General features: G+C 57.5%; 7 protein-coding genes and 2 pseudogenes. 7 read left to right on the top strand and 2 right to left on the bottom strand.

Translation table 11 applies throughout. The annotated features are described in order from the left end of the window. The first annotated feature begins 4 nt into the window (after positions 1-4). The 4 genes and pseudogenes from FHT29_RS31680 (at position 5) to FHT29_RS31665 (ending at position 5959) form a co-directional block, all read left to right on the top strand. Positions 5-2419, top strand: coding sequence for a phosphoketolase family protein (locus FHT29_RS31680; protein WP_168600950.1), 2415 nt, complete (start codon positions 5-7; stop codon positions 2417-2419). Between the two features lie 89 nt (positions 2420-2508). After that, positions 2509-3225: pseudogene (locus tag FHT29_RS31675) on the top strand (IS6 family transposase). 415 nt (positions 3226-3640) lie between these two features. Then, the gene (locus FHT29_RS31670) at positions 3641-5062 is read left to right on the top strand and encodes a diguanylate cyclase (RefSeq protein ID WP_168600949.1); all 1422 of its coding nucleotides are present in this window, start codon (positions 3641-3643) and stop codon (positions 5060-5062) included. A gap of 185 nt (positions 5063-5247) precedes the next feature. Then, positions 5248-5959: pseudogene (locus FHT29_RS31665) on the top strand (IS6 family transposase). Between the two features lie 154 nt (positions 5960-6113). On the opposite strand, the gene FHT29_RS31660 reads toward FHT29_RS31665, so the two are convergent. After that, positions 6114-6734 (bottom strand): TetR/AcrR family transcriptional regulator, encoded by a 621-nt coding sequence (locus FHT29_RS31660; RefSeq protein ID WP_168600948.1) that lies wholly within the window; start codon positions 6732-6734, stop codon positions 6114-6116. Between the two features lie 220 nt (positions 6735-6954). On the opposite strand from FHT29_RS31660, the gene FHT29_RS31655 reads away from it, so the two are divergent. Together FHT29_RS31655 and FHT29_RS31650 are read left to right on the top strand one after the other, a co-directional pair. Then, positions 6955-8214, top strand: a complete 1260-nt coding sequence (locus FHT29_RS31655) for an HlyD family secretion protein (protein ID WP_168600947.1) — start codon at positions 6955-6957, stop codon at positions 8212-8214. After that, positions 8211-9794, top strand: coding sequence for a DHA2 family efflux MFS transporter permease subunit (locus FHT29_RS31650; RefSeq protein WP_348644913.1), 1584 nt, complete (start codon positions 8211-8213; stop codon positions 9792-9794). The genes FHT29_RS31655 and FHT29_RS31650 overlap by 4 nt, the downstream gene beginning before the upstream one ends. 87 nt (positions 9795-9881) lie before the next feature. Here FHT29_RS31650 and FHT29_RS31645 read toward each other — a convergent pair whose 3' ends face one another. After that, complete coding sequence (locus FHT29_RS31645; RefSeq protein ID WP_113084564.1) at positions 9882-10796, bottom strand: DMT family transporter; 915 nt, start codon at positions 10794-10796, stop codon at positions 9882-9884. A 532-nt stretch (positions 10797-11328) separates the two neighbouring features. Between FHT29_RS31645 and FHT29_RS31640 the strand changes: the two genes are divergently transcribed. Further along, positions 11329-13287: a GGDEF and EAL domain-containing protein gene (locus tag FHT29_RS31640; protein ID WP_246703192.1), complete on the top strand. Its 1959-nt coding sequence runs from the start codon at positions 11329-11331 to the stop codon at positions 13285-13287. Positions 13288-13335 lie beyond the last annotated feature (48 nt).

Below are 13335 nucleotides of genomic sequence, written 5' to 3'. Positions count from 1 at the left end.
CCACATGGAAAACCAGCCAGCCGCGACTTTTACACATCCGCTCGCCGCCGCCGAACTCGACCTCATCGACCGCTATTGGCGTGCGGCCAATTACCTCTCGGTCGGCCAGATCTACCTGCTCGACAATCCGCTGCTGCGCGAACCGCTGACGGTCGAGCATATCAAGCCGCGCCTGCTCGGCCACTGGGGCACGACCCCAGGGCTCAACTTCATCTACGCCCATCTCAACCGGGTCATCCGAAAACGCGATCTTAATATGATCTATATTTGCGGCCCCGGCCATGGCGGCCCCGGCATGGTCGCCAACACCTATCTCGAAGGCACCTACAGCGAGATCTACCCGGATATTTCGACGGATACGGACGGCATGCGCAAGCTGTTCCGTCAATTCTCCTTTCCCGGCGGCATTCCAAGTCATGCGGCGCCTGAAACACCGGGATCGATCCATGAGGGCGGCGAACTCGGCTATGCGCTGGTGCATGCCTATGGCGCCGTCTTCGACAATCCCGATCTGATCGCCGCCTGTGTCGTCGGCGATGGCGAAGCGGAAACCGGTCCGCTTGCCGCAAGCTGGCACTCCAACAAGTTTCTCAACCCGGCCCGCGACGGCGCGGTGCTGCCGATCCTGCATCTCAATGGCTACAAGATCGCCAATCCGACCATCCTTGGCCGCGACACAGACGAGGACCTGCGTCATCTCTTCATCGGCTACGGCTACGAACCTTTCTTCGTCGAAGGTTCCGATCCGCACCAGATGCATCAGGCGATGGCTGCGACCTTCGAACAGGTCTTCGACCGCATCCGCGCCATCCAGGCCGAAGCGCGCACCGGCGCTCCGGGCAATTTCTGCCCGCGCTGGCCGATGATCGTGCTCAGAAGCCCGAAGGGCTGGACAGGACCGAAGGAAGTCGACGGCAAGAAGGTCGAGGGTTTCTGGCGGGCGCATCAGGTGCCGGTTTCCAATTGCCGCGAGAACCCCAGCCATCGAAAGATCCTGGAAGATTGGATGCGCAGCTACGACCCTGAGGATCTGTTCGACACCGACGGGCGCTTGAAAGAGGAATTACGTGCGCTGGCACCGGCAGGCGAACGCCGCATGGGTGCCAATCCTCATGCCAATGGCGGCTCGCTGCGCCGTGAGCTCGTCGTACCCGATATTCGCGACTATGCGGTTGCCGTCTCGGAGCGAGGCAGAACAATGGCTCAATCGACAGAGATTCTCGGGCATTATCTGCGCGATATCCTCACCCTCAATGCCGATCACGCCAATTTCCGCATCTTTGGTCCAGACGAAACCGAATCCAACCGCCTCGGCAGCGTCTTTGAAGTGACAAACCGTGTCTGGATGGAGGAGATAAAGCCCTATGACGTCAGTCTTGCCCGAGACGGCCGGGTCATGGAAGTACTCAGCGAACATCTATGCCAGGGATGGCTCGAAGGCTATCTGCTGACTGGTCGCCACGGTCTGTTCTCCTGCTATGAAGCCTTCATTCACATCGTTGATTCGATGTTCAACCAGCACGCCAAATGGCTGAAAGTGTCGCGCGAACTGCCATGGCGAAAGCCGGTTTCCTCGCTGAACTACCTTTTGACCTCGCATGTCTGGCGACAGGACCATAATGGCTTCAGCCATCAGGATCCTGGGTTCATCGATGTTGTTGCCAACAAGAGAGCCGACACAGTGCGCATCTACCTGCCGCCGGATGCCAATACGCTGCTATGGACCGGCGACCATTGCCTGAAAACATACGACCGCATCAATGTCATCGTCGCCGGCAAACAACCAGAGCTGCAATGGCTGTCGATGGATGAAGCGGTCAAGCATTGCGAAGCCGGCATCGGCATTTGGGATTGGGCCTGCAACGAACAGAGCGCGGTCGAACCGGATGTCGTCATGGCCTGCGCGGGCGATGTCCCTACCATGGAGACGCTCGCTGCCGTCGATCTTCTCCGCCAGAATATTCCCGCGCTGTCGATCCGCGTTGTCAACGTAGTCGACCTGATGGCGCTGCAATCGAAGCAGCAGCATCCGCATGGTCTCGCCGATGAGGTCTTCGACGGCTTGTTCACACCGGACAGGCCGGTCATCTTCGCCTATCACGGCTATCCCTACCTGATCCATCGCCTGACCTACCGGCGCACCAACCACCGCAACTTCCATGTCCGCGGTTTCATCGAGGAAGGCACGACGACGACCCCCTTTGACATGACCGTTCTCAACGAGCTGGATCGCTATCATCTGGCCATCGAAGCGATCGAGCGCGTGCCGGGTCTCAAGGAAAAAGCACAGGATGTGATCAAGCTTTTCCGCGACAAGCTCGAAGAACATGGTCGCTACATTCGCCAATACGGTGAGGACATGCCGGAAATCAGCAATTGGAAATGGCCCTATAACGGCGATGGGGATCGCTTGTCATGAAGTGATGCCTTTTACCAAGGGAGCGGCACGGGCACCGGAGGGCACCGTAAAGTTAATCGAACATTGGTCAGAATGTGGGATCTGGTGGCATGACCAGATTTCCCCGTGATCCGCTCTACCGTCGCCATCGATTTCCTGCAGAGGTGATTGCCCATGCGGTCTGGCTCTATTTCCGCTTCCCGCTCAGTCTGCGCATGGTCGAGGATATGCTGGCGGCCTGTGGGGTCATCGTCTCTCACCAGACCGTGAGGCTTTGGGCTGAGAAATTCGGCAGGCATTTCGCCAATCATATTCGGAAGCCATCAGCCGGCAGGCTCGGCGACAAATAGCACCTCGATGAGGTCGTCATCACTATCGCCGGCCAGAAACTATGGCTCTGGCGCGCCGTCGACCAGAACGGTTTTGTGCTCGACGTTCTGGTGCAGAGTCGCCGAAATACCAAGGCTGCAAAGCGTTTGATGCGAAAGCTTCTGAAAGGGCAAGGCCGCCCGCCACGTGTGATAATCACCGACAAACTCCGGTCCTACGGTGCGGCGAAGCGCCGGGTCATGCCCGGCGTCGAACATCGCTCGCACAAAGGCTTGAACAATCGGGCAGAAAACTCCCATCAGCCGATCCGACGACGGGAAAGGATCATGAAGCGCTTCAAGTCAGCAAGCCATCTTCAACGCTTCGTTTCCATACATGACCCGATCGCCAACCTCTTTCATATTCCCCGCAACGACATTCCATCCGTCCACCATCGCGAACTGCGGGCCGCAGCCATGAAAGCGTGGTGTCAAATCGCGTGCCTTCATGCAGTCTGAGGCAAAGCGCCAATCCAAGATCTTGTCTTCGTCGTGTTAAGTTTACGATGCCGGTGGAAGTATTCCGCTCTTGAAGGAGTTGAATCAACGGCACCCTACGCAGATGAGCTAACTCTTTGGTAGAGCGAACTTCGCTGTGCACTGATATCAATGGAACGAAACTATTCCCTGAAAGGCGTGCACAATTCAATTACACGCCGCCTACAGCTAGATTTTTGAGATACTGGAGCACCCAGTCCTCAAATTGACTGAGCGTTCTGAGCAATCAGGATAGCGAATGGTAAACTATAATATGCTTACGCAAGTCACTTCCCGCAAGTTCACTGTGATCACGTCGGAATCGATAATCCGATCGTAATCATTCCTTTATATCGCTGTCTCAAGTTTAGCTCCGAGATCCGAAGGAAACCACCGCTTGGCGGCGCGATTTATCCAGCTGAAGCTCGTCGCGCCGGTCCTTGCGGGACTGGCGCTGCTTATCACCGGGCTTGCAGCGATCCCCTACTACGGCGTGGAGACCGTTGACGCCAATGCTCGCAGTCAACAGGAGACCTTGGTCGAGCGAAATGTTGCAATGTGGATCGGCGACGTAGAGTTCTCGCTGACCGCCTGGACCATATGGGACGAAGCCATTGCCAAGTTAGACAATAGCTTCGATCGCGATTGGGCAGACCGCAACATCGGCGCATCGCTGATAGGCACTTCCCGCACGCGCTCAATGATGGTTCTCGATCGAGACAATGCGGTCATCTATACGCGCACGGACGATACCGTAAAGGATCTTCCTTTCTTCGCCAGGGGAACCGATGCATTCGTCCGAGATGCGGGTAAGTTGGTGGCACAAGTCCGCGAGCAGGAGCAACATCGTCCAGAAAAGGCCGGTATCCCAGCGCCCATTGCAATCAGCCATATAGAGGCAATCGGTGATGAGGCTGTCCTTCTGACGGCAAGCCTTTTCCAACCGGACTTTGGAACGGCACGGCCACTGGCCTCGCGCGCTCCGATCCTGGTCACGGCGATGCCGATCGGGGGCACGCTTCAGGAATTCTTCGGCAAGCGCTTCCTCTTGGACGACCCAAGGATCACGCCACTTGCCGCGGTCACCGCCGACAGGGCTCGCGCTGAGATCGCCGTCAGCCCCGAGGGCGAAGTCGAAGTGTTGTCATGGCGGCCGCCGACGCCCGCTGCAGACCTCGTTCATCAGTCGCTTCCGCTCATAATCGCGGTTGTCGGCGTTCTTATGGTGGGTGCTGCGGCTTTCGTTCGCATATCTCAGACGGCGGCTAGCAATCTTGTCGGACAAGAACAGCAGATGCGCCACGCAGCGACACATGATTTCCTGACCGGTCTTTTCAACCGCTCGGCACTTCAAGATAACTTCGCGGCGCTCTCTCGAGAGGGGCCATTCGTCGTTGCTTGCCTAGACCTCGACGGCTTCAAAGCCGTCAACGATGTGCATGGCCACGCCGCAGGCGACGAGGTGCTTAAAACTGTCGCGGATCGCCTACGTTCGGGGACTCGTCCGATCGACCGGCTCTTCCGGCTGGGTGGTGATGAATTCGCCATATTCATGCCGGGCATCTCGGTCCTGGACGCCGAAGTGGCTTGCCAAAAATTGTCGCAATCCCTGGCAAGTCCAATGCAGCTGCTCAACTGCGAAGCAACCGTCGGGGCGTCGTTTGGGTTGAGCGAGGTTAATTCTGCGGGAGCAGACTGTGACGCGGCCTTACGATATGCCGATGCCGCCCTTTATCAGGCTAAGTCTCTTGGACGCGGAGGCGTGATTTCGGCTTCGATCCCGCCTGCTCGGCTACGACGGGTTGGTCGCAGCAGTTGAAGCGGTCCGGACATAAAGAGGTGGAGTTATTAGTCTCGGCAGCGGCCAACAACCTTAGTTTCTGTCTGTTGAGATTTTGCAGGATTTTGCCCTTGTACCATTCGGCGGTGGCGCCCCAAATTCAATTTAGCGAACGGCACCGTAAAGTTAACCCTGTCGGCGATCGACCTGTGCGACCTTTCAGCATGACCCAAGTCACTCGTGATCGCCTTTATCGCCGCCATCGATTTCCTGCAGACGTGATTGCCCACGCCGTGTGGCTGTATTTCCGTTTCCCGCTCACGCATGGTCGAGGATTTGCTGGCAGCGCGTGGCATCAACGTCTCTCACCAGACCGTGAGGCTGTGGGCGGAGAAGTTCAGCAGACATTTCGCCAATGATATCCGGAGGCGATCCGCAGGCAGGCTCGGCGATAAATGGTACCTCGATGAGGTTGTCATCTCCATTGGCGGCAAGAAACACTGGCTTTGGCGCGCCGTCGATCAGGACGGTTTTGTTCTTGACGTGCTGGTGCAGAGCCGCCGAAATACCAAGGCCGCCAAACGTCTTATGCCAAAGCTTATGAAAGGAAAGGGGCACTCTCCGCGCGTCATGATCACCGACAAGCTGCGATCCTATAGGGCGGCAAAGCGCGATATCATGCCCGGCGTCGAGCATCGCTCGCACAAAGGCCTGAACAACCGGGCGGAGAATTCCCATCAACCGACCCGGCGGCGAGAGCGGATCATGAAGGGCTTCAACTCAGCCCGACATCTCCAGCGTTTCGTTTCAATTCATTACCCTGTCGCCAACCTTTTTCACATTCCACGCCACGAGATCTCATCAGATCATCACCGCTAATTGAGAACCGAAGCCATGCAGATGTGGCACGAAATCGCACGCCTGCAAACCGCATAAGCGAAAGCCACACCAGACATTCTTGACCCGTGTCCGTTAACTTTACGGTGCCGCCCGGACACCAGACCGCGCCTTATCGGCTAACGGATACATCATTTGTCGCTAAGAGGATTCTCTGGCGCGGCGCTATCGTGCCGGTCGGTCCGCCTTCACCTCAGGCGCCGGTCGGACAGTAGCCGCAACCGCGCAGGAAAAATGATGCCGCTTCGCGCGCATGATTTTCCATCTCCGTCTTGACCGGCGTCAGGTCGGCATGAAACAGCGAGGACATCATCATCGGCAGCAAGACCAAGTCGATGAAGCGGCGGGTCGTCGCCGGAAGATTGTCTGGTGCAAAGGCCGGGAGAGATCTGATTTCCTCGGCCTCCGCCAGTTCTGCGACGAGCTTCATCACCGTGGCCGTCCCATGCGCACGGATGGCATAGTGGATGGTGGTAGCCAGCTCCGGATGGCGCGTTGCCTCTCCCATCACGCTACGCATGAGCCCTACGGTCTCGTCCTTGATAGCGCGCTGCACGATCAGGACACCCGCAGTCTGGAAACGTTCCTGAATATTGCCCGAAGTGGCAGAGGCAGCCATCTCGCCGGACTTCTGCACCCAGCGCAAAACCACCTCTCTGAACAAGGTTTCCTTGTTGGTGAAACGCGTATAGATGCTCGGCTTCCCGGCCCTGGCCACCTCGGCGATTTCGTCAATGCTGGCCCCTTCGTAACCGCGGGCGACGAAAACCTGAAGAGCGGCCTGCAAGATCCTGTCTTCGACTTCTCCAGCCATTTCTCGCGGCGGCCGCCCGCGCCGGGGCATGCCTGCCTTCGGCTCTATATTTTTTAGTTTTGTCGTTTCTCTCGCCAAAACGGGCCTCACCGATTTTTGATTGGCATGGATCGGGGTCCCTGCCCTCTCCGCCTCTTGACTAACATCCCGATCAGTTCTAAGTCAATATTTAAATGAAACGTTTCGTTTCAAATTAATGCATCGAGCAGAGAGGTAGAACATGAGCGCGCCTCAGGATGAGACCTTTGGAAAGCTGATCGTGCTGGAGCCTAAAAAAGGTAGCGCGGCGGCAGACAATGAGCAGGATAACATCACGGCAAAACAGGAGCAGGCGGAAGCGCCGCACACTAGCGACCAAGCCCGCATACGTGAGGATGAACGACAGCCTCCGGACAATTCCGATGAGGAGAAAGCCAAAAGTGGGCGCTCGCGACGCACGACGATGCTCTTGATCGGCGGGACCGCGCTGGCTGTGGCGGCGGCTGCAACCTATGTCTATTGGGATAATGGCTCGCACTACGAAAGCACGGACGATGCCTTTATCGCCGCCCGTCAATATGCCGTCACCTCCAGAGTTGCCGGTTACATTTCTTCCGTTGCGGTTACCGATAACCAGCATGTGACGGCAGGCGAAGTGATCGCCCGGATCGATGACCGCGATTACCAGACATCTCTGGAACAGGCGCAGGCGCAGGTTGCCGCCGCAGAGGCCAATATCCAGAATACCGAAGCGCAGAAGCAGGTCCAGGAGGCGAATGTGGAACAGGCCAAGGCTCAGATTGAGCAGGCCAAGGCCAACCTCGTCTTTGCCCAGCAGCAATATGACCGCTACGAAACGCTGATGAAGAGCGGTTCCGGCACCATTCAGGAAGCACAGCAATATCAGTCGCAATTGCATCAGCAAGAGGCTGCCCTGAATACGGACGAAGCCTCTTTGACCGCCGCGCAGCGCCAGCTTGCTGCCTATGATTCTCAGATCGCCAGCGCCCAGGCCACCCAAAAACAGGATCAAGCACAGCTCGACCAGGCAAAGCTAAATCTCTCCTATACGACCATAACGGCGGCGCAGCCCGGACGGGTCGTGCAGCTTTCGGCTGGCGATGGCCAATATGTCCAGACGGGGTCGAATCTCGCCATGTTCGTGCCGGACAAGCTTTGGGTGACGGCCAATTTCAAAGAAACGCAGCTCGACCATATGCGTCCGGGCCAGCCTGTCAAGCTGACCATCGACGCCTATGGGGGACGCTTACTCGATGGCCATATCGCAAGCGTACAGCCGGGATCGGGGACCGCTTTTTCGCTGCTCCCGGCGGAAAATGCCACTGGCAACTATGTAAAAATCGTACAGCGAGTGCCGGTGAAAATCGTGCTTGACGATGTGCCCAGCGATGTGGCGCTGGGACCGGGCATGTCGGTCGTACCAACCGTGCGGACCGATGCAAGCCTATCCCTGTGGGAAAGCTTGAGGAGCCTGCTGTGAGCACGAACGCTGTTGCCAAACCATCGGCAACCCCTTGGATCATCGCCATTGTCGTAGCACTCGCCAGCTTCATGGAAGTGCTTGATACGACGATCGCCAATGTCGCACTGAATTACATTTCCGGTGGCCTCGGCGTCAGTCAGGACGAGGCATCCTGGGTTGTCACCACCTATCTCGTCTCCAATGCGGTGATCGTGACGGCGACGAGCTATCTCGTGCGCATTCTGGGACGTAAGACCTTTTTCCTTGGCTGCCTGGCGTTGTTTACAATCAGTTCGGTCATGTGTGGCTTTGCACCCAACCTGCAATTCCTGCTCTTAGCCCGGATATTGCAAGGCATCGGCGGCGGCGGGATGGTGCCTGTCGCGCAGTCCATTCTAGCCGACAGCTTTCCGCCCGAAAAACGCGGGCAAGGCTTTGCCCTTTTCGGGGTGGCGGTTGTTGTTGCTCCTGTGGTCGGACCGACCCTGGGCGGCTGGCTTTCCGATAATTTTTCCTGGCACTGGTGCTTCCTGATCAACGGGCCGGTCGGCATTCTGACGCTTGCAGCCGTTGCCATGCTGATCAAGGAGCCCGAAGGCAGCGCCGAGGAGCGCGTGCGGCTGCGGAAGGAAAAGATTGGCTTCGACTGGATCGGCTTCGGCCTTGTTGCGACCTTTCTCGGAGCGCTGGAGCTGATGCTTGATCGTGGCCTTGAAGACGATTGGTTTGGATCGAACTTCATCATCATGGCCGCCGCGATCTGCGCTTTGGCCTTTGTTTTAATGGTCCCCTGGGAACTGAAGCACAAGAATCCAGCCGTTGATATCAGGATGCTCGTTAGCCGGCAGTTCGGCACCTGCTTCCTGGTGATGATGGCGACGGGCGCGCTGCTTCTGGCGACAACTCAATATCTGCCGCAGTTGGTTCAAGCAAATCTCGGCTATACGGCAACTTGGGCTGGCTTGATGCTGTCTCCCGGCGGCCTTGTGACGATGATCATGATGTTCGTCGTCGGCGTTCTGTCGTCAAAAGTGCAGCCGAAATATCTGATAGCGGTGGGTGCCGGCTTTGTTGCCTTTTCCATGTATCAGGTGACCAGCGCCTACAGTGGCATCGGCTTCTGGTATCTTGCCGAGGCGCGCATGTTGCAAGGAATTGGCCTGCCCTTCATATTCCTGCCGATTACCACGGCCTCTTATGACGGCATTCCCTCCAGCAAGACGGACCAGGCATCGGCGCTGCTGAATGCCGCGCGCAACACCGGCGGATCGATTGGCGTGTCGCTGATATCGAACATCATTACCCATCGGGAGCAGTTTCACCAGAGCCGTATGGTCGAGCATGTCATACCTTCGAACGGGGCCTATCAGGATACGCTCAATCAGGTGACGAATTACTTCACCGGTCAGGGTAGTTCCCTGGTGGCGGCAAATCAGCAGGCGCTTGCCTGGATCAACGAGCAGGTGCAAAGCCAGGCTTCGTTCCTGGCTTACATCGATGCGTTCTGGGTTTTGACGCTGATTTCCCTGGCCGCAATTCCGCTGGCCCTTACCCTGCGCAACGTAACACTCGGCAAAAAGGCATCCATGGGACATTAGAGCCTTTCGAAACCAGCAGCCCCAACTTTGTTCAGATGTGTTCCGGTTCTTCAGAGGAGCATTTAGGAGACGGAGAAAGCCACCGCCTCAATGCCCGTCCGGTGCGACAGCTTCCTTGGGAATAGTGTCGGTCAGATTCTTCCGGTGGAAGATGAAAAGACCGGCAAGCACGATGATGGCGGCTCCGAGGAAGACCTGGATATCTGGAATGTCACCGAAGAAGAAGAAACCGAGCGCTATCGCCCAGATAAGCAGCGTATATTGCAGAGGTGCGAGCAGCGACGCGGGCGCAAGTTTCAACGATCGCGTTATCAGCATATGGGCGCTGCCGGCGACGACGCCGAGCGCCAACATGGCCGCAAAATCGAGCGTCGAGGCGGAACGCCAGTTGCCGATGCTGAGTACCAGTCCGGCGACAAGTGCGCCGACGGTCTGCCAGGCGACGAGCGTCGCATCGTTCGTCTGCCGCAGCCGCCGGCCAAGCACGAGCGTCATCGCGAACGCGAGGCTGCCGCAAAGGCCGAAAAGCGACGGCCAGGAGAACATTGCCGTCGAAGGTTTAAGCGCGATCAGTACGCCGGCAAAACCGACGAAGACGGCCAGCCACCGCCGCCAACCGATCCTCTCGCCAAGGAAGAAATGCGAGATCGCGGCGACATAGATAGGACCGGCCATGTAGAAGGTCATGACATCTGCAAGCGGCAGATAGGCGACAGCCGCATAGAAGAGACCAACGTCGGTGGTCGTCATCACTATGCGCAGAAGCTGCAGCGGCGGCCGCTCGATGCGGAACAGTGCATCGCTTCCCTGCCGCGCAATCATGGGCGCGAGAATGATGAAGGAGCCGAGCGAGCGTATCACCAGAACTTGGCCGACGGAAAAGCTCGCGACCAACCACTTGCCCATGGCATCGTTCAGTGAAAACAGAAAATCGCCGAGAAGCATCAAAAGCACGCCGGCAAGCACGAGATTGCCGTCCGTGCCGGCTTTGCGAACATCCATGATGCTTCTCCCGACGATTCTCATGTTTCTTTCGCATGGCTGTAGCCGCTTTTGCCCCTACCCCGCAAGGCGGCCGCGAGCGGGTCGCCTGGCTCGCTGCCTATATCCCGATCAGCCATTTTGAGGCGCAGACCATCTGTTTGCGGGATCAGGTGACGCCTGTTACCTTTTGCCTTGATGAGCACTTGGTGCTTCGCAAGGCGAAGAAGGGTGACAAGAGCGGCAGAGGCCGACCAGTTCGATCGTTTATCCGATCATGCGGGAAGAAATGCGCTTGGTTGGTCGCAAGTTGAGATCTATGCCCTCGCCTCCAACGACCAAAATGCAATCCTGTGTTTTTATGGTTGCATAACCCGTTGCCGATATTATTCGTTAGCCAAGCAAGAGAGCAGTGATGACGCAGCAGCCGGGAAATCCGTCAAAGTCAACCATAGAAGATCAGAACGACGCCGACCGGCAGCCCCGCGTCTCGCTCGAATTGCTCCAAGCTCAGCTTCTGTCGCTCACCGAGCGATACGAATGGCTCGAGGCGATGATCAACTACGTGCCCGACTTCATCTACGCCAAGGACAGAGACGGCCGTTTCCTCTTTGCCAACCGTGCGATCGTCCTCAACAACGGCTTCACGCATGTCGACGAATTGATCGGACTTACCGATGCCGAAATTCACCCGGTGGCCGACGCTCATAAGATTGACGAAGTCGAACGGCGGGTCATGGAGACGGGTGAACCCGATCTCGGCGTGGAGGAACGACGGCTGAAGGGCGAAGGCTGGCTGATGATGTCGCGTGTGCCGTTGCGGGACCGGAATGGCAATATCATCGGCGTCGTCGGAGCCTCCCGCGATATCTCGGCCCGCAAGCGCGCAGAGGAGTTGATGAGCGCGCAAACGAAGCTTCTCCATGACGTTGCGCGAGGCGTCGACCTCGGTTCGTTTCTCAAGGATGCCCAAGCCCTGCTTGAGCGCCTCCTCAACGGAAGACGGGTCAGCTTCATTCTGGACGGCCAGCAACGCGAGACCCTGGCGGATGAAGTGATTGAGTTTCCCATCTTCTCGCGAGATGGAGGCAAGCACGGGACATTGACAGCATCGAAGACCGAGAATGACGAAAGCGGCCTCGTGGAATTCCTCGCAGGCATCGCTCAAACCGTCGGCATCGCCATCGATCGGCATCGTGACATCGCTCACATCGCCTATCTTGCCGAGCATGATGCGCTGACCGGGTTGCCAAATCGCACGCTCCTTAATCGAAAGGTCGTCGTTCTCCTGGAAAAAGCATCGCAGGCGGGAAAATCCCTGGCCGTAGCCTTTGTCGATCTTGATAATTTCAAGCTGGTGAATGACAGCCTTGGACATGCCGCCGGGGACGAGTTGCTCAAGGTGGTTGCCCAGAGGATATCGGCACAAATTAAAAGCAGCGGCATCGTGTCGAGGATCGGCGGCGATGAGTTCATCATTGTTCTTGAAGAGAACCAGGACCCTTTCCATGAAAGGCTCAAGGCTATTCTCGAAGGCATATCCGAGCCGCTGACCATCGATGGCGTCGAAATTCGAGTCAGTTGCAGCATCGGCGTAGCGTGCTCCAGAAAGCACGGCGATACCGCGTCGGAGCTATTCGCAAACGCCGATATGGCGCTTTATCGCGTGAAGGAATCCGGTCGCAACGGTATTCAGCTGTTCACGCCCGCAATGGGGGAAGAAGCCCGCAGCAAGCTGAGCCGTATTGAGGAGCTGCGGCGGGCGGTGGAGCGGAACGAGTTCGTGCTTCACTATCAACCGCAGAAGAATATCAGTAGCGGTCAAGTGATCGGCGTCGAAGCGCTCGTACGATGGCAGCACCCTGTCGAAGGCTTGCTATTGCCGGGAACGTTCATCCCGCTGGCCGAAGAAACGGGGCTGGTGGTCTTGATCGGCGATATGGTTTTGCGCGAGGCTTGCCGCCAAGCTCGGGCCTGGCAGGACCAGGGTCTGCCACCATTGCGTATAGCGGTGAATGTATCCGCCAGACAGTTTCTCGAGAATTCGCTGATAGACCAGGTTGCATCGGCGCTTCAGGCTGCCGGCCTCGATCCACAATGGCTCGAGCTGGAACTGACCGAAAGCTTGATCATGCGGGATGTGGAGGGGGCCATAGAGCGCATGCATGCATTGAAAGAGCTCGGTGTCAGCATCGCGATCGACGATTTCGGCACGGGATATTCGAGCCTAAGTACCCTCAGACGCTTCCCCCTCTCCCGGTTGAAGATCGACAGGTCGTTCATTGCGGACATTCCCGAGAAAGCTGGCGACATGGCGATCACCTCCGCCATCGTGTCACTTGGCAGAACTCTCGAATTGGAGGTCGTCGCCGAGGGTGTGGAGACCGAGGAGCAAGCCCAATTCCTCGAGGGGGCCGGATGCGAAATGTTTCAGGGCTTTTTGTTTGCAAAACCCCTTCCCGCTTCCGAGGTCGGAAACCTTATTGCCAAGCTGGTTGCCCAGACCGGATAGCCCAACCGCCTCACCTTACGCGCCAGCGTAACCGCTCCTCTTCGGCTG

It is taken from the genome of Rhizobium sp. SG741 (assembly GCF_012275435.1).
Lineage (GTDB): Bacteria > Pseudomonadota > Alphaproteobacteria > Rhizobiales > Rhizobiaceae > Rhizobium > Rhizobium lusitanum.
The sequence above is the reverse complement of the archived record's forward strand: the minus strand, read 5'-3'. Positions and strand labels throughout refer to the sequence as shown.